The 21,457-nt window shown below is 68.0% G+C and carries 25 protein-coding genes; 21 read left to right on the top strand and 4 right to left on the bottom strand.

The annotated features are described in order from the left end of the window. Positions 1–247: 247 nt before the first annotated feature. The 4 genes from ACQE3C_RS12755 (at position 248) to ACQE3C_RS12740 (ending at position 4,447) form a co-directional block, all read left to right on the top strand. Positions 248–1,465, top strand: a complete 1,218-nt coding sequence (locus ACQE3C_RS12755) for an IS110 family transposase (protein ID WP_434537930.1) — start codon at positions 248–250, stop codon at positions 1,463–1,465. Beyond that, positions 1,458–2,006, top strand: a complete 549-nt coding sequence (locus ACQE3C_RS12750; protein WP_434539563.1) for a neutral zinc metallopeptidase — start codon at positions 1,458–1,460, stop codon at positions 2,004–2,006. Before ACQE3C_RS12755 ends, ACQE3C_RS12750 begins: the two co-directional genes overlap by 8 nt. Positions 2,007–2,040: 34 nt before the next feature. Continuing rightward, the gene (locus tag ACQE3C_RS12745; protein WP_434539554.1) at positions 2,041–3,285 is read left to right on the top strand and encodes a neutral zinc metallopeptidase; all 1,245 of its coding nucleotides are present in this window, start codon (positions 2,041–2,043) and stop codon (positions 3,283–3,285) included. A gap of 244 nt (positions 3,286–3,529) precedes the next feature. Beyond that, entirely contained in the window at positions 3,530–4,447 is a 918-nt protein-coding gene (locus ACQE3C_RS12740; RefSeq protein WP_434539553.1) for a neutral zinc metallopeptidase, read from the top strand. A 28-nt stretch (positions 4,448–4,475) separates the two neighbouring features. Here ACQE3C_RS12740 and ACQE3C_RS12735 read toward each other — a convergent pair whose 3' ends face one another. Continuing rightward, positions 4,476–4,769: a YciI family protein gene (locus ACQE3C_RS12735; protein WP_434539552.1), complete on the bottom strand. Its 294-nt coding sequence runs from the start codon at positions 4,767–4,769 to the stop codon at positions 4,476–4,478. Between the two features lie 158 nt (positions 4,770–4,927). Between ACQE3C_RS12735 and infA the strand changes: the two genes are divergently transcribed. From infA to rplQ, 7 genes are all read left to right on the top strand, one after another. Beyond that, a complete protein-coding gene (gene infA / locus ACQE3C_RS12730; protein WP_434539551.1) occupies positions 4,928–5,149 on the top strand; it encodes a translation initiation factor IF-1 in 222 nt (73 codons plus the stop codon). 136 nt (positions 5,150–5,285) lie between these two features. Then, positions 5,286–5,399 (top strand): 50S ribosomal protein L36, encoded by a 114-nt coding sequence (rpmJ, locus tag ACQE3C_RS12725; protein WP_002514836.1) that lies wholly within the window; start codon positions 5,286–5,288, stop codon positions 5,397–5,399. Between the two features lie 269 nt (positions 5,400–5,668). Then, on the top strand, positions 5,669–6,043 hold the full coding sequence (gene rpsM, locus ACQE3C_RS12720) for a 30S ribosomal protein S13 (protein ID WP_434539550.1): 375 nt from the start codon (positions 5,669–5,671) through the stop codon (positions 6,041–6,043). Positions 6,044–6,111: 68 nt separating this feature from the next. Next, positions 6,112–6,516 carry a 30S ribosomal protein S11 gene (gene rpsK / locus ACQE3C_RS12715; RefSeq protein ID WP_434539549.1) on the top strand — a complete coding sequence of 135 codons (405 nt, stop codon included), beginning with the start codon at positions 6,112–6,114 and terminating at the stop codon, positions 6,514–6,516. A 29-nt stretch (positions 6,517–6,545) separates the two neighbouring features. Further along, positions 6,546–7,151, top strand: a complete 606-nt coding sequence (gene rpsD / locus ACQE3C_RS12710) for a 30S ribosomal protein S4 (protein WP_434539548.1) — start codon at positions 6,546–6,548, stop codon at positions 7,149–7,151. A gap of 160 nt (positions 7,152–7,311) precedes the next feature. Next, entirely contained in the window at positions 7,312–8,319 is a 1,008-nt protein-coding gene (locus ACQE3C_RS12705; RefSeq protein ID WP_434539547.1) for a DNA-directed RNA polymerase subunit alpha, read from the top strand. Between the two features lie 50 nt (positions 8,320–8,369). Continuing rightward, a complete protein-coding gene (rplQ, locus tag ACQE3C_RS12700) occupies positions 8,370–8,969 on the top strand; it encodes a 50S ribosomal protein L17 (protein ID WP_434539546.1) in 600 nt (199 codons plus the stop codon). Between the two features lie 109 nt (positions 8,970–9,078). Here rplQ and ACQE3C_RS12695 read toward each other — a convergent pair whose 3' ends face one another. Next, positions 9,079–9,717, bottom strand: a complete 639-nt coding sequence (locus tag ACQE3C_RS12695) for a VOC family protein (protein WP_434539545.1) — start codon at positions 9,715–9,717, stop codon at positions 9,079–9,081. A 266-nt stretch (positions 9,718–9,983) separates the two neighbouring features. On the opposite strand from ACQE3C_RS12695, the gene ACQE3C_RS12690 reads away from it, so the two are divergent. From ACQE3C_RS12690 to ACQE3C_RS12660, 7 genes are all read left to right on the top strand, one after another. Further along, complete coding sequence (locus tag ACQE3C_RS12690; RefSeq protein ID WP_434539544.1) at positions 9,984–10,991, top strand: siderophore ABC transporter substrate-binding protein; 1,008 nt, start codon at positions 9,984–9,986, stop codon at positions 10,989–10,991. A gap of 68 nt (positions 10,992–11,059) precedes the next feature. Beyond that, on the top strand, positions 11,060–12,061 hold the full coding sequence (locus tag ACQE3C_RS12685; RefSeq protein WP_434539543.1) for an ABC transporter permease: 1,002 nt from the start codon (positions 11,060–11,062) through the stop codon (positions 12,059–12,061). Further along, complete coding sequence (locus tag ACQE3C_RS12680) at positions 12,054–13,175, top strand: iron chelate uptake ABC transporter family permease subunit (RefSeq protein ID WP_434539542.1); 1,122 nt, start codon at positions 12,054–12,056, stop codon at positions 13,173–13,175. The genes ACQE3C_RS12685 and ACQE3C_RS12680 overlap by 8 nt, the downstream gene beginning before the upstream one ends. Continuing rightward, positions 13,172–13,927, top strand: a complete 756-nt coding sequence (locus tag ACQE3C_RS12675; RefSeq protein WP_434539541.1) for an iron ABC transporter ATP-binding protein — start codon at positions 13,172–13,174, stop codon at positions 13,925–13,927. Before ACQE3C_RS12680 ends, ACQE3C_RS12675 begins: the two co-directional genes overlap by 4 nt. A 90-nt stretch (positions 13,928–14,017) precedes the next feature. Next, positions 14,018–14,722, top strand: coding sequence for a TetR/AcrR family transcriptional regulator (locus ACQE3C_RS12670; protein WP_434539540.1), 705 nt, complete (start codon positions 14,018–14,020; stop codon positions 14,720–14,722). Beyond that, positions 14,703–15,593 (top strand): ATP-binding cassette domain-containing protein, encoded by an 891-nt coding sequence (locus tag ACQE3C_RS12665; RefSeq protein WP_434539539.1) that lies wholly within the window; start codon positions 14,703–14,705, stop codon positions 15,591–15,593. Before ACQE3C_RS12670 ends, ACQE3C_RS12665 begins: the two co-directional genes overlap by 20 nt. Further along, positions 15,590–17,161 (top strand): ABC transporter permease, encoded by a 1,572-nt coding sequence (locus ACQE3C_RS12660; protein ID WP_434539538.1) that lies wholly within the window; start codon positions 15,590–15,592, stop codon positions 17,159–17,161. Before ACQE3C_RS12665 ends, ACQE3C_RS12660 begins: the two co-directional genes overlap by 4 nt. Here ACQE3C_RS12660 and ACQE3C_RS12655 read toward each other — a convergent pair. After that, positions 17,158–18,354 (bottom strand): hypothetical protein, encoded by a 1,197-nt coding sequence (locus tag ACQE3C_RS12655; protein WP_434539537.1) that lies wholly within the window; start codon positions 18,352–18,354, stop codon positions 17,158–17,160. The genes ACQE3C_RS12660 and ACQE3C_RS12655 overlap by 4 nt on opposite strands. Positions 18,355–18,444: 90 nt before the next feature. On the opposite strand from ACQE3C_RS12655, the gene ACQE3C_RS12650 reads away from it, so the two are divergent. From ACQE3C_RS12650 to ACQE3C_RS12640, 3 genes are all read left to right on the top strand, one after another. Next, entirely contained in the window at positions 18,445–19,599 is a 1,155-nt protein-coding gene (locus ACQE3C_RS12650) for a glycosyltransferase (RefSeq protein WP_434539536.1), read from the top strand. Continuing rightward, positions 19,596–20,276 carry a transglutaminase domain-containing protein gene (locus ACQE3C_RS12645; protein ID WP_434539535.1) on the top strand — a complete coding sequence of 227 codons (681 nt, stop codon included), beginning with the start codon at positions 19,596–19,598 and terminating at the stop codon, positions 20,274–20,276. The genes ACQE3C_RS12650 and ACQE3C_RS12645 overlap by 4 nt, the downstream gene beginning before the upstream one ends. Positions 20,277–20,351: 75 nt before the next feature. Beyond that, complete coding sequence (locus ACQE3C_RS12640; protein ID WP_434539534.1) at positions 20,352–20,675, top strand: hypothetical protein; 324 nt, start codon at positions 20,352–20,354, stop codon at positions 20,673–20,675. A gap of 73 nt (positions 20,676–20,748) precedes the next feature. Here the strand turns inward: ACQE3C_RS12640 and ACQE3C_RS12635 are convergent, their stop codons facing one another. Continuing rightward, the gene (locus ACQE3C_RS12635; RefSeq protein WP_434539562.1) at positions 20,749–21,360 is read right to left on the bottom strand and encodes a superoxide dismutase; all 612 of its coding nucleotides are present in this window, start codon (positions 21,358–21,360) and stop codon (positions 20,749–20,751) included. Between the last annotated feature and the right edge of the window lie 97 nt (positions 21,361–21,457).

The following is a 21,457-nucleotide window of genomic DNA, read 5'->3' as shown; positions in this document are numbered from 1 at the left end:
TGGGGTGGACGAGGCGAATCGTCTTGTCTGCACCCCGGGTCCATCGGGCCACTGCCAGGCTGAGCGAGTCGCCCTTCGGGGACGACCTGGCTGAGAGTTGCAGGGCTCGGTGGCCCGGGACGCGCAGATCGGCCATAGGGCTATGCGCCAAGGACCCGGCAAGGTCCCGGAGCGCCTCAGTGAGCGACCGACCGTCACGTCCCGGACCGGAGTGCTGAATCCGTGGGCTGACGGAAGGAGCACTCTCATGATTGAGGCTACGCCCACCTACGCCGGGATCGACTGGTCCTGGCAGCACCACGCGCTGTGCATCGTCGACGACGACGGACAGCGCATCGAGGAAGCAACCGTGCCGCACACACGGCCCGGGTTGACCAAGATCACCACCCTGCTGCGTCGCCATGGCGTGGAACGGATCGGGATCGAGCGCGGCGACGGACCGGTGGTCGAGCACCTGATCCGCGACGGGTTCGAAGTCGTCGTGATCAGTGCACGGCAGGTGAAGTCACTGCGTGCCCGCTACGGCTCCGCGGGGAACAAGGACGACCGGTTCGACGCGTTCGTGCTGGCCGACGCGTTGCGCACCGACGCCGGTCGCTGGGCGATCGTGCAACCAGACAGCGAACAGACGATCGCGCTGCGGATGCTGGTGCGCGCCCGCCACGATCTGATCGATCACCGGATCGCCGTGCACAACCAACTGCTCGCAGTGCTGCAGCACAACTTCCCCGGCGCGATCGGCCTGTTCAGCCAGCTCGACATCCCCATCAGCCTGGCGTTCCTGCGCCGATTCCCCAGCGAAGCCAAAGCAGCCTGGCTCAGCGAGCTGCGGATGGCGCACTGGCTCAAGGCCAACGCATACTGCGGCCGCCACACCCCGACCCGGCTGGTCGACCACCTGCACGAAGCTGCGACCGGCCGCGTCAGCGGCGCGGCAGCCGAAGCCAGCGAGGTCATCGTGCTGACCCTCGTTGATCTGCTCGCCACCCTGCGTGATGAACAAGCCCGGCTCGAGGCCCGGATCAAGGAAGCACTCCTGGCTCACCCCGACGGCCCGATCTTCCAGTCCCTGCCCCGCGCCGGGACCGTCCGCGCAGCCACCCTGCTGGCCGAGATCGGCGACTGCCGGGCCAGGTTCCCCGACCCCCCAGCACTCGCCGCAGCCGCCGGCGTCGCACCATCGACCAGGCAGTCCGGCAAGCACCTCAACGTCGCCTACCGACGCGGCTGCAACAAACAACTCCGGGCAGCACTGGTCGACTGGGCCCAAGACACGCCCCGCGCGAACGCCTGGGCACGCGACACCTACGACCGCGCCCGAGCCCGCGGCTGCCGACACCCCCACGCAGCAAGAATCCTGGCCCAAAACTGGACCAGGATCCTGTGGCGCTGCTGGCACGACCACACGCCCTACAACCCCGACCTACACGGCCGACTCAACAGCCTCCTGACGAAGGCTGCTTGACATAGGGCTCTCAGTCTTCCAGGGGGCCGGCACGCGGCTGCCCCGACCCAGCCTGTACTTCATCAGCGGCCCCACCCAGACCCCCTGCGGCAAGATCTCCGGTTCGTACTACTGCGGCTACTTCGACCTGTCAGAGACCAACATCTACCTGCACAGCGACCTGATCACCGACACCAACCAGTGGTGGCGGCTGCGGGCCTTCGACACGATCGCGCACGAGTACGGCCACCACGTCCAGATGGCCGGTGGCCTGTTCCGGGCCAGCACCGCCATTTCGGACGCGGGCACCATGACCGTGGCCGAACGGCAGCGCCGCCTCGAACTGCAGGCCTCCTGCTGGGCTGCGCGGATCGCGGTGGCCACCCCGGTCACGCAGTACTCCCCGCGCGACCACGCCATCTTCATCCAGTGGTCGCAGCGTGACCAGGACGAGTACCACGGCTCGGCCGCGTCGAACCAGTACTGGTGGCAGCGCGGGCAGTACATGAGCAAGGTCGGCGGCTGCAACACCTGGACCGTGGGATCCTCCCGCGTGAGCTGATGACCCCGGCCCTTCCGGGGTGCATCATGGTTCCATGACGCAGTTCCCGCAGGGCCCGGGGCAATGGCCGCCCGGGCGCCCACCACACCAGTGGGGCCACCCGCCGGCGCCTCCCGGGGCCGGGCAACAGCCGGGATGGCAGCAGCAGCCGGCTCGTCCGACCTACTGGCAGTCGGGGCCCAACCAGTGGGCACAGCACCCCACCCAGCAGAACTGGTCGCAGCCCACGCAGCAGTACCTCGGGCCGCAGTACGCGGGCGGCGGGCATCGCGCCCCGCAGCCGCCCCGCAGGAACAGCAACACCGGCCTGGTCATCGCCGTCGCAGCGATCGCGGCGGCGGTGCTGTTCACGGTCTTCGCCCTGCGCCAGACCCAGGGCACGGTGGCGGCCACGACCACCAACACCACCTCGGCGCAAGTCACCTCCCAGGTCACCACCTCGCCGCCGATCACCACCACACCCCCGATCACCACCACGCCGCCGACCACCACGACCACCACGACGACGACCACGCCACCGCCGAACGTGGTCGGCCCGGGAGTGCTGCCCGAACGTTCCTGGGACACGTTGCCCGGGCCCCACTCGAACAACGAGTTCTGGGTGACCCTGCAGCAGAACCCCTTGTACGCCACCGACATCCCCGCAATGGACTGCCCGACGGTGCCGAGCCCGTTCAACTCCACCGAGGAGTTCCAGGCCTTCGCGACCGCCGTGCTCAACTGCCAGCACGCCGGCTGGAGCCGGGCCTTCACCGCGATCGGCGAGGACCTGCCGATGCCCACGGTGAACTTCATCGACGGTGCCGTGCAGAGCCCCTGCGGCAAGGCGGGGGAGAACGTGTCGTTCTACTGCGGTACGTGGGACGGCTCGAGCTACGCCATCTACGTGCACTCCGAGCTGATCCGGGGCAGCAATACCTGGTGGCGGCTGCGGGCCTATGAAACCCTGGCCCACGAGTACGGCCACCACGTGCAGATGATGGCCGGCCTCTTCTGGGCCGCCCAACAGATCACGTCGTCGGGTGGCATGGAGAACACCGAACGCTCCCGGCGAGTCGAACTGCAGACCTCGTGCTGGGCGGCCCGGCTGCTGGTGGCCACCCAGTCGACCCAGTTCTCCCAGGAGGACCTGGAGACCTACGTCCGGTGGTCCGAGCAGGACCAGGACGAATACCACGGCTCGGCCGCCTCGAACCAGTACTGGTGGCAACGCGGGCTGTACATGACCAAGGTGGAGGGGTGCAACACCTTCACCGTCGGTCCCGAACGGGTCACGTGAGGCCGCGATGAGCACGCAGGGGTGGCCTCCCTCGAACGGCCCCCAGTGGCAGCCCGGCCATCCGTGGCAGCAGCACCAGGACTGGCGAGCGCCCCAGCAGGCGCCCACCCCGCAGGTCTCCTCGTTCCACCAGTCAACCCAGCACCCATCAGCCCAGCACCCATCCACCCAGGGTGGCTGGTCGCAGCCCCCATCGTCCGGGGGTCGGGGGCCCCAGCCGCCCCTCAAGGGGGGCAACCTGGGCATGGTCCTCGCGGTGGCGCTGCTCGTCGGGGCGCTGGGTTTCGCAGCCTTCGTGCTGACCCGTGACCGGTCCCCGTCGGCCAGCACCACTCCCGGTGGCACGACACCGATCACGACCCCGGACGTCACCACGCCCCAGGTGACGACGCCCGAGGTGACGACCCCCGCGACCACGCCTACCGGGCTGGCGGTGCTGCCGCAGCGGAGCTGGGACACCCTGCCCAGGCCCAACTCCACTGAGGCGTACTGGGTGCAACTGCAGCAGAACAGCCTCTACCCCCAGCCGGTGCCGACGTTCACCTGTCCCGAGGTGCCCGAGGTCGAGTTCGAATCCGAGACACACTTCGAGACCTTCATGTCCGAGACCATCGCCTGCCAGCACGCCGGCTGGCAGACGGCCTTCGAGGCGATCGGCAAACCCCTGGTCATGCCGAAGGTCAGCTTCATCCGGGGGGCCGTCCAGACGCCCTGCGGGCAGGGCGACACCACCTTCTACTGCGGCACGTGGGACGGGGAACACACGCAGATCTACGTGAACTACTCCACCATGGACGAGTTGGCGGGCTTCCGGCAGATGCCGTTCTTCGCCGCCGCCCATGAGTTCGCCCACCACGTGCAGCACCAGTCGGGACTGCTGTGGAACGGGTCAGCCCTGGCCCACGAGGGTGGCATCGACGACATGGAACGGTCACGACGCATCGAGTTGCAGGCCTCGTGCTGGACCTCACGGATCATGGTGACCACCGACATCGGCTTCAACGACAGTGACTACTCGCAGTACATCGCCTGGACCGAGAGGGACCTCGGCGAGGTGCATGGCAGTGCCAAGTCGAACCAGTACTGGTGGCAGCGCGGCTTCTACATGGACCAGGTCTCGGGCTGCAACACCTGGACGGTGACTCCCGACATGGTCACCTGAGCGTCTGCAGGGGCGCTCTGGCGGGCTGTCAGACCTGGTCGGCCAGGGCGCCGATGACCGGGTTCCAGGCGGTCACCTTGCGCGACGCCACCTGACCGCCCAGGTGGAAGGGGTCCTGGTCGAGCAGCGCATTGACCGTCTCGGCGTTGTCGGTGTTGAACACCAGCAGCGCCTCACCGGGGTCGGTGCCGAGCAGGGGGCCCGAGGCGAACAGGTGGCCCAGTTCGACCAGGGTGGCGAGGTAGGCTCGGTGCTCGGGTCGCAGCTCGTCCTGCCGGTCACGGTCGGCGGTGTAGGTGTAGTGCACGCTGAAGAAGGCCATGGGCGCATCCTAGCCAGCCATGCCCCCACGATTTGGGCGCAGGCGTGGCTCTGGCGTAGAGTAGGGCGTCGGTCAGTCGTGACCGTGGACGGTCCTGCCCGTGAAGCCCTGCGGCTTCACAGCCGGGTGGGGCCACACACACCAGAGATGGGAACGCCTTGGCGAAGAAAGAAGGAGCACTCGAGCTCGAGGGAGTTGTGGTGGAAGCCCTGCCCAACGCGATGTTCCGCGTTGAGCTGGCCAACGGCCACAAGGTCCTTGCAACCATCAGTGGAAAGATGCGGCAGCACTACATCCGCATCCTGCCCACTGACCGTGTTGTCGTGGAGCTTTCTCCTTATGACCTGACCCGCGGCCGGATCGTCTACCGCCACAAGTGACCATTCGGGCTTGCCCCGAGACTCTCTCGGGCCCGCCCGGGAATTGCAACGAAGCCACGGCTTCGTCGCGAACTCCATCAACCCAGACCGGGGTGGACGATTGCGTCCGCGTCGGTTCAGACCAGAAAGAAGCTCGATGAAGGTTCAGCCGAGCGTCAAGAAGATCTGCGACAAGTGCAAGGTGATCCGCCGGCACGGTCGTGTGATGGTGATCTGCGACAACCCGCGTCACAAGCAGCGCCAGGGCTGAGCCCACGCTGATACGCGAGGAACCTCGCACCACCGCAGTCATCGACTGCTTCTGACAACTCCATAACCCAACACGTGCCGCACGCCGGAGCAATCCGGTCCACCCTCGGACGAAGGCCGGGGCCCCAACTCACAGTCCAGCTTTGGGCGGGGGGACGCGTCACGCCGCCACACCTTCGCGGTCGCACACCGACTCCAACACACCCTGCGGGAAACAGGGGGAGCGGGGACCGGGACGCCACGGCGTCCGAATCATCGAAAGGTTGCCACATGGCACGCCTCATTGGTGTTGACCTGCCGCGCGAAAAGCGCCTGGAGGTCGCACTCACCTACATCTTCGGTGTGGGCAAGACCCGCGCCGCCGAGACCCTGGCCGCCACCGGCATTTCCGGTGACCTGCGCGTCCATGAGCTCACTGATGACCATCTGGTCGCTCTTCGTGACCACATCGAGGCCAACTACGAGACTGAGGGTGACCTGCGTCGAAGCGTCGCCTCCGACATTCGCCGCAAGATCGAGATCGGCACCTACCAGGGCCGTCGCCACCGCAGCGGGCTTCCCGTCCGCGGTCAGCGCACCCGTACCAACGCTCGTACCCGCAAGGGCAAGAAGAAGGCCGTCGCCGGCAAGAAGAAGGCTCGCTGATCGGTGCCCTGAGGGCACCATCCGGCTGAGCTTCTCGCACGAAGACTCCAGAAAGAGACAACAGACTTATGGCAACAGCAGGTCGCAACGCCGCCAAGACCAAGGTGCGGCGCAAGGAAAAGAAGAACGTCACCGTTGGTCAGGCTCATATCAAGTCGACCTTCAACAACACCATCATCGCCATCACCGACCCCAACGGTGCGGTGATCTCCTGGGCCTCGGCCGGCACCGTCGGCTTCAAGGGTTCGCGCAAGTCGACCCCCTTCGCCGCCCAGATGGCCGCCGAGAACGCCGCCCGTCGCGCGATGGACCACGGCATGAAGCGCGTCGACGTGTTCGTCAAGGGCCCCGGCTCGGGCCGTGAGACCGCGATCCGTTCGCTGGCCGCCGCGGGCCTCGAGGTCGGCGCCATCGCCGACGTCACCCCCGTGCCCCACAACGGCTGCCGTCCGCCCAAGCCGCGCCGCAACTGATCCCGACGAGAAGGAAAGAGGACTGAACCATGGCCCGTTACACCGGCCCCATGACCCGCAAGTCCCGCCGTCTTGGCGTGGACCTGGTTGGCAACGACAAGGCGTTCGAACGCCGCCCCTACCCCCCGGGCGTCCACGGCCGTGGCCGCACCAAGGACTCCGAGTACTCGCAGCAGCTGCGTGAGAAGCAGAAGGCCCGCCTGTCCTACGGCGTGCTCGAGAAGCAGTTCCGCCGCTACTACCAGGAAGCCGACCGCGCCCCCGGCAAGACCGGTGAACTGCTGCTGCAGATCCTCGAGTCGCGCCTGGACAACGTCATTTACCGCGCCGGCCTGGCCCAGACCCGTCGTCAGGCCCGCCAGCTGGTCTCGCACGGCCACTTCCAGGTCAACGGCAAGAAGGTGAACATCCCCAGCTTCCGGGTGACCCCGCACGACATCATCGATGTCGCGCCGAAGTCGCTGGACCTGCACCCGGTGGTGGTCGCCCGCGAGACCTTCGGTGAGCGCGAGGTCCCGGCCTGGCTGACCGTTCGTCCGAACCGCGGTCGCATCCTGGTGCACCAGCTGCCCACCCGTGAGCAGATCACCATCGACGTTCAGGAACAGATGATCGTCGAGCTCTACTCCAAGTGAGTCCTGCAGCAGCCGTCCCTCGTGGGCGGCTGCTGTGCGGCTCCACCCCGATCCTTCACGGATCACCTGATCCCTCTCGGATCAGCAGTACTGCACCTCGGGAAAGGTTCCCGGGGGCCTGTCGCGCCGTCAAATAGCGGTCGGTGCGGGAAGGAACACCATGCTCATCGCACAGCGTCCGACCCTGTCGGAAGAGGTCGTGGACGAATTCCGTTCGCGGTTCATCATCGAGCCCCTCGAGCCCGGCTTCGGCTACACCCTGGGCAACTCGCTGCGTCGCACCCTGCTCAGCTCGATCCCCGGTGCCGCCGTCACCAGCATCAAGATCGCCGGCACCCAGCACGAGTTCTCCACCGTGCCGGGCGTCGTCGAGGACGTCACCGAGATCATCCTGAACGTGAAGAACCTGGTGCTCTCGTCCGAGGAGGACGAGCCGGTCACCATGTACCTGCGCAACAAGGGTGCCGGCAACGTCACCGCCGCTGACATCGAGACCCCCGCCGGTGTCGAGATCCACAACCCCGACCTGCACATCGCCACCCTCAACGAGGACGGCATGATCGAGATGGAGCTCGTCGTCGAGCGCGGTCGTGGTTACGTCTCGAGCGCGCTGAACAACAACCCCGACGCCGAGATCGGTCGCATTCCCGTCGACTCGATCTACTCGCCGGTGCTGAAGGTCAGCTACAAGGTGGAGGCCACCCGTGTCGAGCAGCGCACCGACTTCGACCGACTGGTCGTGGATGTCGAGTCCAAGCCGTCGATCACCCCGCGTGACGCGGTGGCTTCGGCCGGTCGCACCCTGGTCGAGCTGTTCGGCCTGGCCCGCGAGCTGAACCTGGACGCCGAGGGCATCGAGATCGGCCCGTCGCCGGTGGACGAGCAGCTGGCCCAGGACCTGGCCATGCCGGTCGAGGACCTGAACCTGACCGTGCGTTCGTACAACTGCCTCAAGCGCGAGGGCATCCACACCGTCGGTGAGCTGCTGGGCCGTTCCGAGCAGGACCTGCTCGACATCCGCAACTTCGGCTCGAAGTCGATCGACGAGGTCAAGGCAAAGCTGGCTGAGATGGGCCTGGCCCTCAAGGACAGCGCCCCCGGCTTCGACCCGATGGCCGCGGTCGCCTCCTACGAGGACGACGAATACACCGAGACCGAGCAGTACTGATCCGCACCCGCCACCGGGCGACAACCCGGTAGAACCACTGGAGAAACACCATGCCCAAGCCCACCAAGGGTCCCCGTCTCGGCGGCACCCCGGCCCACGAGCGGATCATCCTGGCCAACCTGGCCAGCCAGCTGTTCGAGCACGGCCGCATCACCACCACCGAGGCCAAGGCCAAGCGCGTTCGTCCGCTCGCCGAGCGCCTGATCAGCAAGGCAAAGCGCGGCGACCTGCACAACCGTCGCCTGGTGCTGTCGACCATCACCGACAAGAGCGTCGTCCACATCCTGTTCGCCGAGATCGCCCCGGCGATGGAGGGTCGCGACGGCGGCTACACCCGCATCACCAAGATCGGCCCCCGCAAGGGTGACAACGCCCCCATGGCCGTGCTCGAGCTGATCACCGAGCCCGTCGCCAAGAAGGCTGCCCCGGTCAAGGCCGAGGAGACCGCCGAGGACGCCAAGGCCAAGATCGCCGCCGCTGCCGAGGCCGAAGAGGCCGAAGAGGTTGCCGCTGAGGACGAGGTCGAGGCTGACGAGGCCGACACCGAGGACGCTGACGAGGCTGATGAGGACGACGCGGAGGACGCGGACGACGACGAGTCCGATGAGGCTGACGACGACACCGACGAGGACGACGACGCCAAGGCCTGATCCGCTGGTTGCCCTACAAAATTGCACTTGCCCCCGTTCCGGAACGGGGGCAAGTGTCATTTTCTAGGGCAGGTGGCCATCGTCGGGGCAAGTAGGTGTTTCGACGGCCTCAGAGGCGCCAGCTGCCAGCCGGGCCGGTGAGCTCGACCCACAGACCGGCGGGGCCCTGTCCCACCTCCAGCGGGACGCCCAGCAGCTCGAGGGCCGTCCTGATCGACGCAGGGTCGGGGTGGCTGCCACCCCAGGCCGTCAGCCGCACCGCGGGCCCGATGGTCTCAGCGGGGGAGGGGCCGCCCTGCCAGTCAATCAGGAACGGCACCAGCCCGTGCTCGCCCGCCGCCAGGGGTGCGGTCAGCAGCCAGTTCAGCACGGTGCCGTCCGGGGTGGTGCGCGAGCCCGGCCCGACCTCGCCGACATCGACACCCAACCGGCGCAGGTCCTCCACCACGGCTGTCAGGTCACCGGGGTGGGCGGCGAACGTCCGGATGCGGGTGGTCGTCTCGGTCGCCAGGGTGAAGGGGTAGTCCACCGCCTGGGCCCCGGCGTCCGGGTGGATGGCGATGACCTCGAGGTAGGCCGAACCACCCAGGGCCACCAGCGCGTTGTGGGTGCCGAACTGGGGGTGCTTGCCGCCCACCTCAGGACGCACCCCCAGCCGCGATTCGAACTCGTCGCAGGCCTGGGCCAGGTCGGTGGTGGTGACCACGAGGTGGTCGAGGTTCCCGGGCTGAAAAGTGATGTTGTTCACACTGTGGATGCTGTCCCATGCCGGGGTGCCTGTCCACCGCCCGGCACCCCCGAGTTCGAAACTCCCTAGTCAGGTGCCATTTCACTGTCAGCGATCACGGCCGTGGCAAATCGGGGCGGCCGGGGCCGACCACAGTTGGCGCCATCCCCCCGTCCAGGTAAGGCAAGCCTATGCTAATGTCCTCATTGCTGATTAGGAAACGTCGGCATCACGTAATCCGCACACCGTCCCCGGCGGTGAGCACTCCACCCAGAGGAGTCCCTCCCATGCAGTCTGCTTCCCCCCTCGCGAAGGGCTCGCGGTGGCTGGTCGCGCTCGTCGCCGCTGCCGCAGTAGCCCTCACCGGCTGCGGCGCGTCCGACCAGGGCGACCAGGCGCCTGTCGCTGACGACACCCGCACCAGCGTCACCATCACTGACAACGGTGGCGAGAAGACCATCGAGCTGCCCATCACCTCCTACGTGGCACTCGACAACCGCACCTTCCAGACCCTGCAGTCCTGGGGCCTGAAGCCGGCCGCTGCCGCTCGGGCCCTCATGCCGACCACCAACCCGTGGAAGACCGACGAGTCCATCGTCGACATCGGCAACCACCGTGAGCCCAACCTCGAGCTGATCGCGGCCGCCCAGCCGCAGGTCATCATCAGTGGCCAGCGCTTCACCCAGTTCAACGAGAAGATCGCCGAACTGGTGCCCGATGCGATCATCATCGACCTCGACCCCCGTGAGGGCGAGCCCTTCGACAAGGAGCTCGAGCGCCAGACCACGGTCCTGGGTGAAATCTTCAACAAGCAGGACGAGGCCGCTGGGCTCAACGCCGAACTCGATGCCGCCATCACCCGCGCCAAGGACGCCTACGACCCCGACACCAAGGTCATGGCCATCAACGCCTCGGGTGGCAACCTCGGCTTCATCGCCCCCGGCGCAGGCCGCACCCTCGGCCCGGTCTTCGACATTCTCGGCCTGACCCCCGCGCTCGAGGTGGAGGGCTCCTCCGACGACCACGAGGGCGACGACATCTCCGTCGAGGCCATCGCCAAGTCGAACCCCGACCTGATCATGGTCATGGACCGCGACGCGGCCGTCACCGAGCCGGGTGCCGAGTACACCCCGGCCGCCGAGCTGATCGCCAACAGCGCCGCACTGCAGAACGTGAGCGCCGTCAAGACCGGCAACATCGTCATCATGCCGGCCGACACCTACACCAACGAGGGAGTGCAGACCTACACCACCTTCTTCAACTCGCTGGCTGACCAGCTCGAGAAGAAGGCCTGACCAGCTCGGCGGGCGGGGCTGCCGCACACCGCGGCACCCCGCCCACCCGAACCACCGAGGCGACACAGATGACCCAGGACACGCTGAGCACCGACTCGCCGACCGCCGCGCGGCCGGCTCGGGGACGCCTGTTCGACCCCAAGCTGCTCATCGGGGTGCTGGTCGTCGGTGCCCTGGTGGTCGCCTCGCTGTTCACCGGCGTCTTCGACGTGCTGGGCAGTGAAGAGGGTGGTCAGATGTTCGCGATCACCCGCATCCCCCGCACCGTGGCGCTGGTCCTGGCCGGTGCGGCCATGGCCATGTCCGGCCTGGTCATGCAGCTGCTCACCCAGAACCGCTTCGTCGAACCCACCACCACCGGCACCACCGAATGGGCCGGCCTCGGCCTGCTGATGGTGATGATCCTCTTCCCGACCGCCTCGGTCGGCCAACGGATGATCGGGGCGGTGCTGTTCGCCTTCATCGGCACCATGGTCTTCTTCGCCTTCCTGCGGCAGGTCAAGCTGCGGTCCTCGCTGATCGTGCCCATCGTCGGCATCATGCTGGGCGCGGTGGTCAGCTCCATCTCGACCTTCCTGGCCGTGCAGATGAACCTGCTGCAGAACCTGGGGGTCTGGTTCGCCGGCAGCTTCACCTCGGTGCTCAAGGGCCAGTACGAGATGCTGTGGATCGTCGTGTTCGTGGTGGTGGCCGTGTTCATCGTCGCCGACCGGTTCACCGTGGCCGGGCTGGGGGAGGACATCGCCACCAATGTGGGCCTCAACTACAACCGGGTCATCCTGCTCGGCACCGGACTGATCGCGGTCGCCACCGGCGTGGTCACCGTGGTCGTCGGGAACCTGCCCTTCCTGGGGCTGATCGTGCCGAACGTGGTCTCGATGTTCCGCGGCGACGACCTGCGCAGCAACCTGCCGTGGGTCTGCCTGCTCGGCATCGGCCTGGTCACGGCCTGCGACCTGCTCGCCCGCACCATCATCGCCCCGTTTGAAATCCCCGTCTCGCTGGTGCTCGGCGTGATCGGGGCCGCCGTGTTCATCCTCGTCCTGTTGAGGCAGCGCCGCCATGGCTGAAACCGTCCTGACCGTCACCAACACCGAGGCCCTCACGCCCTACGAGGCCGCCGGGGGAATCCCCGCACCCACGCCGGTGCCCGAGCCCGAACCCACGCCCGGCGCCGCTCCCGAGCGCAGCTCCCGCAGCCTGCCCAACAAGGCGTCGCGGCGGCGCTACGCCATCGTCCTCGGGGTGCTGGTGGCCCTCAGCCTGCTGTTCGGCGTCGGCCTGCTCGTCTGGGGCAACCCGCTGCCCTTCGGCACCGACGGCTTCTGGCGGATCGCCGAGATGCGCGCCACCACCCTGGTCGTGATGGCCGTGGTGGCGATCTGCCAGGCCACCGCCACCGTCTCGTTCCAGACCGCCACCAACAACCGCATCATCACCCCCTCGATCATGGGTTTCGAGGCGCTCTACGTCGCCGTGCAGACCACCGCGGTCTACGTGCTGGGTGTCGCCGGGGTGATGGCCGTCCAGGGCGTTTCCCAGTACCTGCTCCAGATCGTGTTGATGGTCGGCTTCTCGCTCGCGCTGTACGGCTGGCTGCTGTCGGGCAAGTACGGCAACATCCAGGTGATGCTGCTGATCGGCATCATCATCGGCGGCGGCCTCGGCTCGGTCTCGGCGTTCATGCAGCGCATGCTCTCGCCCAGTGAGTTCGACGTGCTCAGTGCCCGCCTGTTCGGCAACATGTCCAATGCCGACACCGACTACCTGCCGATCGCGGTGCCGCTGTGCCTGGTCGCCGCGGGGCTGCTGTGGCTGCGTTCACGCCACCTCAACCTGCTGGCACTCGGACGGGACGCCGCCACCAACCTGGGCCTGAACCACCGCCGCCAGACCATGCAGGTGCTGTTCCTGGTGTCGGTGCTGATGGCCGTCTCGACCGCCCTGGTCGGCCCGATGACCTTCCTCGGCTTCCTGGTCGCGACCCTGGCCTACCAGTTCGCCGACACCCACGACCACCGGCTCGTCTTCCCCGTCGCCGTGCTCACCTGCTTCGTCGTGCTGAGCGGTGCCTACTTTGTGATGCGCAACGTCTTCTACGCCGCCGGCAGCGTCTCGATCATCATCGAACTGGTCGGTGGCAGCGTCTTCCTGTTCCACATCCTCCGAAAGGGGCGCCTGTGATCTCGGTCGCCAATGCCGTCAAGCAGTACAGCAGTGAGGTCCGCATCGGGCCGGTCACGCTCGACCTGCCCGCCGGCGGCATCACCGCCCTGGTCGGCCCCAACGGGGCCGGCAAGTCCACCATGCTCACCATGATGGGACGACTGCTCGGGCTGGACGAGGGTGCGATCGAGATCGCGGGCTACGACGTGACCAGGACTTCGTCCAAGGACCTGGCCAAGATCGTGTCGATCCTGCGGCAGGAGAACCACTTCATCACGAGGCTGACGGTGCGCCAGCTGGTGGCCTTCGGGCGCTTCCCCTATTCCGGGGGTCGCATCACCGCGGCGGACGAGAAGATCATCAGCAGGTCGATCGACTTCCTCGACCTGGGTGAGCTCGAGAACCGCTACCTCGACCAGCTCTCGGGCGGCCAGCGCCAGCGGGCCTATGTCGCGATGGTGCTCACCCAGGACACCGACTACATCCTGCTCGACGAACCGCTCAACAACCTGGACATGCGCCACTCGGTGCAGATGATGCAGCACCTCAAGCGAGCCAGCCAGGAACTGAACCGCACCATCGTCATCGTGCTGCACGACATCAACTTTGCGGCCAAGTACTCCGACTACATCTGCGCGATGAAGAACGGCACGGTCTACGACTTCGGCACCCCCGGCGAGATCATGACCGCCGAGAAGCTCACCGGCCTGTTCGAGACCCCGGTGACGATCCTCGACAGCCCCCACGGGCGCCTGGCCTGCTACTACTGAGCAACCCCACCCCACCACCATTGAACAGCTGTTCAGCCCCGTGCTACCGTAGGGGCTGAACAAGCGTTCAATCGCGCAAGGGGGTTTGGGATGGCCGATGAGGTGGCACCCCAGGCTGATGCGCGCAGCCACATCCTGCAGGTGGGGGTCCGGTTGTTCGCCCGGCACGGGTTCTCAGCGGTGACCGTGCGCCAGATCGCGGCCGAGGCGGGGGTCTCGGCCCCGCTGGTGGTGCACCACTTCGGCTCCAAGCAGGGCCTGCAGGATGCGGTGATCGAGCAGGTCCGGGCCTGGTTCGAGGAAATGCTCGAGATGGCCGATGCCGCCCGAGCCAGGGACGCCATCGAACGCGGCGTCCTGATGTCGGAGATCTCGGTCAGCTTCCGCTCGGCCACCGACCTGCCCGAGCTGATGCTGCGCCTGATCATCGACGACGACCCGCGGATGGCACAGCTCGTCGGCCAGTTCCTCGACCACTTCGAGGCGCTGCTGGCGCAGTACGTGGACGAAGGGGTGATGGTCGACGACCCCGACCCCCGCATGCGGGCCGCGATCATGCTCGCCGATGACTTCGGGACGATGCTGCTGCGCACCCAGTTCACCCGGCTGCTGGGGGTCGACCCGTTCGTGGGCCAGGGCCTGGCCCGATACACCGCCACCGCCGCCCGCGTGTACGCGGCGCTGGTCCCGCAGGGGTCGTGGCTCGACGACCCCGACCAGTTCACCGCCATGTCCGCCGAGCTCGATGATGCGACCGACGAACCAGGAGACGACCATGCCCGTGATCACCACTGAGAACCTCGTCAAGACCTTCGGCGCCACCCGCGCCCTGGACGGGCTCAACCTCACCGTCCAACCCGGTGAGGTGCACGGCTTCCTCGGGCCCAACGGGGCCGGCAAGTCGACCACCATCCGCATCCTGCTGGGGCTGATGCGCCACGATTCCGGCAGCGCCACCCTGTTCGGACGAGACCCCTGGAAGGACGCCGTGGCCCTGCACCGGCGGCTCGCCTACGTGCCCGGCGACGTCACGCTGTGGCCGGCCCTCACCGGCGGGCAGGCCATCGACATCCTGGCCAGCGCCCACGGCTCGATCAACCAGGCCCGGCGCGACGACCTCGTCCAACGCTTCGAACTCGACCCGACCAAGAAGTCGCGCAGCTACTCCAAGGGCAACCGGCAGAAGGTCTCGCTGGTGGCCGCCCTGGCCACCGAGGTGGAACTGCTCATCCTGGACGAGCCGACGTCGGGCCTCGACCCGCTGATGGAACGTGTCTTCCAGGACGTGATCGCCGAACGCAAGGCCGAGGGTGTCACCGTGCTGCTGTCGAGCCACATCATGGGTGAGGTCGAGGCGCTGGCCGACAAGGTCAGCATCATCCGCGACGGGCGCCTGGCCAGCAGCGGCACCCTGGCCGACCTGCGCCGCCACACCCGCAGCCACGTCCACGCCGTCACCCTGCGCGCACCGCAGTTCCCCGCCGGCGCCGACCTGCAGGTCACCGCCGTGGACGGGCTCAGCGAGTCCAACGGCAGCGTCGACCCCGAACACATGGCCGACCTCGTCGCGGCCCTGCACGCCGCCGGCCTGGAGACCCTCACCGTCACCCCACCCAGCCTCGACGACCTGTTCCTGAAGAACTACGAGGCGGGGCAGCCGGCATGAACATCGCCAACCTGCACACGATGCTGGCCATCCAATGGCGCACCGGCTGGAAGGTGCTGGTGGCGTGGGTGGCGGCCACCGTCGCGCTCATGGGCATCACCGCGGTCGCCATGGACAACAACTACGACACCCCCGAGGCCATCGCCGCCTATGCCGCGACTGTCGGGTCGGGCCCGGCCATCAAGATGCTGAACGGCAACGTCGCCGGGCTCGACACCCTGGGCGGGATCCTCGCCAACGAGTTCGGCTTCATCGCCTCGTTCATGCTGCCCATCATGGGCATCGCCCTGGTCTCGCGGTCCACCCGGCGCGAGGAGGAAGCCGGCCGCCTCGAACTGCTGCTCGCCTCGGCGATCGGCCGCCACGCCCCGCTGGTCGCCTCCCTGCTGCTCGCCGCCGCAGCCGCTGCCGCCACCGGCCTGGGCTGCTGGGCCGTCACCCGGACGACCGCGGTCGACTCGGCCGGTGCCGCCTGGTACTCGGCGGCCCTGGCCGTGCTGCTGATGTTCTTCGCCGGGGTCGCGGCGGTGGCCGCCCAGGTCGTCGAGTCCAACCGTGGGGTCTGGATGATCGGGCTCGGTGTCGCGGTCGTCGCCTTCCTGGTGCGCGGCCTGGGTGCGGTCAACGAGGCCTGGTACGTCTGGCTGTCACCGCTGGGCCTGTTCGACGGGGTCCGTGCCTTCGGTGAGGCCCGCTGGTGGCCGCTGGCCGTCTCGCTGCTGCTGTCGCTGGTGCTGGTGGGCCTGGCCCTGCTGCTGAACGCCCGTCGTGACCTGGGCGCGGCCATGGTGCGCAGTCGTCCCGGTCGTCCGCGGGCCTCGGCCGGCCTGCGCACGGGCTGGGGCCTGGCCGTGTTCGAACACCGCTCCGCGGTGATCGGCTGGACGATCGGTGCCGCGGTGGTCATGGCCATCTACGGGTCACTGGCCCAGCAGGTCGTCGATGCGGTCGGGTCGATCCCCGAGCTGCAGGCCTGGGTCAATGCCGCCCTCGACGCGATCATGGCCATGTTCGTGATGATGGCCTCGATGCTGGCCGCGGCCACGGGGATCGCGCTGGGCGGCTCGCTCCGCGCTGCCGAGGTCTCCGGACGACTGGAGGCCGTCCTGGCCGGGCCGCGCAGCCGCACCGGCTGGATCGTTCGCCACCTGGCCGTGATCAGCCTGGCCTCGCTGCTGGTGCTGGCCGTGGGCGCGGTGGTGCTGGCCGCCTCGGCCTCGGTCTCCCTGGGTGATGACCGGCTCTGGTCCGACATCCTGCGGGCAACGGCCGCGCACGCGCCGGTGGTGCTGGCCTTCTCGGGCCTGGGGGTGCTGCTGTTCAGCGTCGCCCCCCGCCTGCGGGGCTGGTTGTGGGCCGTGTTCGGGGTGAGCGCCATCATCGCCTACATGGCCACCGCATTGCGGTTGCCCGACTGGCTGGCCGACAACAGCCCCTTCCTGGTCGTGGGGGAGGTGCCCGCCGAGCCCGTCCGCTGGGTGGGTGTCGCGGTTATGGCAGCGGTCGCGCTGGCCGCGCACGTGCTGGCGGTGGTGGGCTTGCGCCACCGCAACCTGCCGGCGCTCTAGCCTGCCCCGCCCTGACGCTCCCCGTCCTGACGCTGCCCGTCCCGCACTGCGGTGTCCCGCCGGGCCCTGGCCCGCAGCACCAGCCACCCGACCAGACCGGCAATGCCCGGTGCCAGCCCGGCGACAATCACCACCGTGGTCAACGAGCTGGGCGGGAACCAGGTGGCGAACGGCAGGGTGAGCACCCGGAAGAAACGCTCGACCCAGACCAGCACGCCGACGATACCCGCGGCCACCGCAGCCACCCGCAGGGTGCCCCACCCGGTGGTCGCGGCGTCCCCGTCGGAACGCAGCACACGGGTCAGGCCCAGCACCGCGGCGATCCCCGCCGCGACGGAGAACACCGTCGCGTGCACCTGGTCGAAGCGCAGGCGCCAGTTGGCGAAGTAGTGCACCTCGTAGTTGACCACGTGGGCCAGCACCACCACGGCATACAGCACCAGCACCGTGACCGCGATGCCCAGCAACCGGCCCGGTGGACGACCCCCGGCACCCGGGCTGGCCGGCGGGACGGCCGGGGTGTCGTCGGCCGCCTCGTCGGCCACGGTGATCACGGTCACCGGGGCATCGGGATCTGTGCTGGGCTGGGCGTTGTCGTAGCTCGCCGAGCTCAGCAGCCCGGTGACGATCGCCCGCAGCGCCAGGGTGGAGGTCACCGGGGTGATCTTCTTCAACGTGGGCCGCGGCAGCGCCTTCAACACCGAGATGATGGTGTTGACCTCCTGCTTGGTGGCCGAGACCTGCTCGCCGCTGTCAAAATCCCCGCCGACCTGTTCGTCCACACCGGCCAGCAGGCGATCGACCCCGGCCGCATCGCGACGGCGCCACTCATCAGTGGCGATCACCCCGGCCAGGGCGTCCAGCACGTCACGGGCCTTCGCTGAGCTGACCCCGATGATCTCGGGACGCACCCCCAGCACGTCCAGCCGGTCCATCACCGCCACGGCCAGCGGGTGCACCCTCTCGAACAGGCCCAAAGCCCGGTCGAGTTCGGCGGGTGGTAGCCCGGTCAGGGAACCGGTCTGGCCGCCGGTGCCGGTGAGGGCCTGCATCCGCTCCAGGGCGGGCAGGTCGGCGGCCAGGTCGTCGACCACGGCCGCCGTGGCAGGGTCGACGCCGGCTGCCACCAGCACCTGATGGGCCACGTCGGCAACCTGCCGGGGGTCTTTCGTCCAGGCGTAGCGCTTGGACATTGCCTCTTCCAGGATGATGCGACTCCCTCCGCTAGAGCCTGACCAGCCTACGGGCAGCGGGTGTCGTCCGGCCCCGTTAGGCTGTGGGGCGTGGCCGACCCCAAACTGCGCATCGCCCAGCTCGCCAACTTCGTCGGGCCGGTCTCGGGTGGCATGAAGGTGGCCATCGAGGAACTCGGCAAGGGCTACGTGGCCGCCGGCCACGAACGGATCATGGTCATTCCCGGGGAACGCGACACCGTCACCGACACCGAGAACGGCATCGTGGTGCAGGTCAAGGCGCCCCGCATCTCCAAGCAGTACCGCATGATCGCCAAACCGTGGCGGGCGCTCGACGTGCTGGAACGGTTCAACCCGACCTCCATCGAGGTGTCGGACAAGTGGACGCTGTCTCCGGCCGGGAACTGGGCCAGCAGGCGCAACATCGGTTCGGCGCTGTTCAGCCACGAACGCCTCGACGACATGCTCTCGATGTGGCTCAAACGCCAGTTCGGCGTGGAAACCGCGGTGGGCGCGCTGAACCGTCGACTCGCCAAGCAGTTCGACGCGGTGGTGGTCACCTCGCACTACGCCGCCGACGAGTTCATGGACACCGGTGCGACGCTGTGGCACGTGCCGTTGGGCGTCGACCTGGAGACCTTCCACCCGATGGGCTACCAGACCCCCGAACCCGGCCCGGACGGCACCCGCGAGCGGCCCGTCCAGATCTGCTACGTCGGTCGGATGTCGCACGAGAAGAGCCCGCAGCTGGGGGTGGGGGCGGCTGTCGAACTGCACCGACGCGGGGTGCCCATTGAACTGCACATGTACGGCACCGGCCCCGATGTGGACGCACTCAAGGAGCAGGCCGGTGATGCGCCGGTGATCTTCCACGGCTTCGTCGACGGACGCGCAGAGGTCGCCAAGCGCTTCGCCCACAGCGACATCTCCTACTCGGTGTGCCCGGCCGAGACCTTCGGACTGGCCGTGCTGGAGGCGCTGGCCTGCGGCACCCCGGTGGTCACCAGCAATCGGGGTGGGGCCCACGAGCTGGTCGACGCCACCAGCGGTGAGTTCGGCGCCCCCACCGCCGAGAGCCTGGCCGATGCCACCGAACGCCTGATCGCCCGGTTGGGCCCCGACCTGCGCACCGCCGCCCGGGCCCGCGCCGAGCAGTACACCTGGCAGGCCAGCACCGAGAAGATGCTGGCCCTGCACACCCGACTGGCCCAACCCGAGCACCACTTCGAAGGGGACCCACGATGAGTTCCGGCAAGCGTTGGCTCGCTGCCCTGGCAGCAGCAGCCCTGGCAGCGGCGCCGGTGGTGGTGCGGGCCCCACGGACGAGGCCGATCGCTCCCGACGGGGTGCACACGGTCGATGAGGCCGTCGATGCCTGCCTCGAGTCTGACCTGCACGGCTGGGACCTGGTCGACCACGCCACCCAGCTGGTGCACCGGAAGTACAGCCACTACTCCTGCTACCACTGGTGGGAGACCCCTGCCCAGTCGTTCGCCCGCAGCCGGGGCCAGTCCAACCAGTACAACACGGTGCTGGCGCGGGTGCTGCGGGCGTTGGGCTTCCACGTGCGCACCGTGCACTCTGCCCGGGTGCGGCTGACCCGCTCACCGTGGTGGCACAGCGGCCACACCTGGCTCGAGGTGACCGTCGACGGACGCACCCGCGACGTGTGCGCCAGCCGCGCCGAGAACCGTGCCGGCGACGTGCACTTCGTCCCGGTGACCGCCACCCGTCCGTTCCGTGGGCTGACCTACCTGGACACCACGCTGGGCCTGGCCCCGATCGTCACGGCCCTGGTCTGGAAGGCCCTGCTGAAGAACGAAGCCCTGCCGCGCTGGATGTACCGGCCCTTCGACGAACCCGCGAGCAATGAGGGCTGGCCCGCCTCCCGGCGCCCGGGTGAAGATCTGACAATCAAGTAGCCAGCGGCCTCCATTGGTGTCAATACGTCGGTTTCCGGCCGCTGGTTACTTGTTTGTGGTGAAAGGCGAGAAACCGTGCAGTCACACCCCACGCAACTGGCGGAGCTGACCGACGGGTTGCAGACGACCGCAGCGAAGAGGGGAACCTTCACCCTGCACGCGGTCGACCACAGTGAGGCCGAGATCTCCGCGCTGCTGCTGCCCTCGACCTGGACGACCCGGGCCTGCGAGGTGCTCTGTGAGGGCCTGGTCTCCAGCGGGTTCAACATCGCCGAGAACTCACTGGAGTTGAAGACCCTGGAGACCACGACCTGGACGGCCGAACAGGCCACTGAACTGCTCGGCGTCCGGGTGACCCGCGTCGACGTCAAGGGCTACCCGAAGGTGGGGCCGGGGTAACCGAGCAGCCCGGTACACGACGAACGCCCCCTCCGAGGAGGGGGCGTCCGGGCTCATCATGGCCGGGGCCCGATCAGATCAGGTCGGCACCCTTGGCGCGGTTGAAGCGGTCGGTCACGTCGGACCAGTTGACCACGTTCCACCAGGCATCGACGTAGTCGGCCTTCACGTTCTTGTACTGCAGGTAGTAGGCGTGCTCCCACATGTCCAGCTGCAGCAGCGGAACCTGGCCGGCCGGCAGGTTGCCCTGCTGGTCGTAGAGCTGGGCGATGTTGAGGCGCTTGCCCAGCAGGTCCCACACGAGGATCGACCAGCCGGAACCCTGGACGGCCTTCGCGTTCTCGTTGAAGTGCTTCTGGAAAGCCTCGAAGTTGCCGAAGTACTCGTCCAGCGCGCTGGCCAGTTCACCGTCGGGACGACCGCCGCCGTCGGGCGACATGTTCTTCCAGAACACCGAGTGGTTGATGTGGCCGCCGAGGTGGAAGGCGAGGTCCTTCTCGAGCTTGTTCACATTGCCGAACTCGCCCTTCTCACGGGCCTCGGCCAGCTTCTCGAGCGCGGTGTTGGCGCCGGCCACGTAGGTGGCGTGGTGCTTGGAGTGGTGCAGCTCCATGATCTCGGGCGCGATGTGCGGTGCGAGGGCGCCGTAGTCGTAGTCCAGGTCGGGCAGGGTGTAGACAGTCACAGGCATGCCTTTCATCAGTGTGTCCATGTTCGGCGGTGGACGCCAGAACTCACCTTGAGCCTATTGCCCCCGGTCAACCCCCGCCAAGGAAGTGAGT

The organism is Aestuariimicrobium sp. Y1814 (assembly GCF_050113895.1).
In the GTDB taxonomy this organism is placed as follows: Bacteria; Actinomycetota; Actinomycetes; order Propionibacteriales; family Propionibacteriaceae; genus Aestuariimicrobium.
This window is presented reverse-complemented; position numbering and strand designations above follow the sequence as displayed.

Excerpts from the sequence above, each read along its gene's own strand:
- ACQE3C_RS12665 (WP_434539539.1), top strand. The coding sequence starts at position 14,703 with ATGCCCGTGATCACCACTGAGAACCTCGTCAAGACCTTCGGCGCCACC.
- ACQE3C_RS12680 (WP_434539542.1), top strand. The coding sequence starts at position 12,054 with ATGGCTGAAACCGTCCTGACCGTCACCAACACCGAGGCCCTCACGCCC.
- rpsM (WP_434539550.1), top strand. The coding sequence starts at position 5,669 with ATGGCACGCCTCATTGGTGTTGACCTGCCGCGCGAAAAGCGCCTGGAG.
- ACQE3C_RS12740 (WP_434539553.1), top strand. The coding sequence starts at position 3,530 with ATGGTCCTCGCGGTGGCGCTGCTCGTCGGGGCGCTGGGTTTCGCAGCC.
- rpsD (WP_434539548.1), top strand. The coding sequence starts at position 6,546 with ATGGCCCGTTACACCGGCCCCATGACCCGCAAGTCCCGCCGTCTTGGC.
- rpmJ (WP_002514836.1), top strand. The coding sequence starts at position 5,286 with ATGAAGGTTCAGCCGAGCGTCAAGAAGATCTGCGACAAGTGCAAGGTG.
- ACQE3C_RS12685 (WP_434539543.1), top strand. The coding sequence starts at position 11,060 with ATGACCCAGGACACGCTGAGCACCGACTCGCCGACCGCCGCGCGGCCG.
- rpsK (WP_434539549.1), top strand. The coding sequence starts at position 6,112 with ATGGCAACAGCAGGTCGCAACGCCGCCAAGACCAAGGTGCGGCGCAAG.
- ACQE3C_RS12655 (WP_434539537.1), bottom strand. The coding sequence starts at position 18,354 with ATGTCCAAGCGCTACGCCTGGACGAAAGACCCCCGGCAGGTTGCCGAC.
- rplQ (WP_434539546.1), top strand. The coding sequence starts at position 8,370 with ATGCCCAAGCCCACCAAGGGTCCCCGTCTCGGCGGCACCCCGGCCCAC.
- ACQE3C_RS12670 (WP_434539540.1), top strand. The coding sequence starts at position 14,018 with ATGGCCGATGAGGTGGCACCCCAGGCTGATGCGCGCAGCCACATCCTG.
- ACQE3C_RS12745 (WP_434539554.1), top strand. The coding sequence starts at position 2,041 with ATGACGCAGTTCCCGCAGGGCCCGGGGCAATGGCCGCCCGGGCGCCCA.
- ACQE3C_RS12645 (WP_434539535.1), top strand. The coding sequence starts at position 19,596 with ATGAGTTCCGGCAAGCGTTGGCTCGCTGCCCTGGCAGCAGCAGCCCTG.
- ACQE3C_RS12755 (WP_434537930.1), top strand. The coding sequence starts at position 248 with ATGATTGAGGCTACGCCCACCTACGCCGGGATCGACTGGTCCTGGCAG.
- ACQE3C_RS12735 (WP_434539552.1), bottom strand. The coding sequence starts at position 4,769 with ATGGCCTTCTTCAGCGTGCACTACACCTACACCGCCGACCGTGACCGG.
- ACQE3C_RS12660 (WP_434539538.1), top strand. The coding sequence starts at position 15,590 with ATGAACATCGCCAACCTGCACACGATGCTGGCCATCCAATGGCGCACC.
- ACQE3C_RS12690 (WP_434539544.1), top strand. The coding sequence starts at position 9,984 with ATGCAGTCTGCTTCCCCCCTCGCGAAGGGCTCGCGGTGGCTGGTCGCG.
- ACQE3C_RS12705 (WP_434539547.1), top strand. The coding sequence starts at position 7,312 with ATGCTCATCGCACAGCGTCCGACCCTGTCGGAAGAGGTCGTGGACGAA.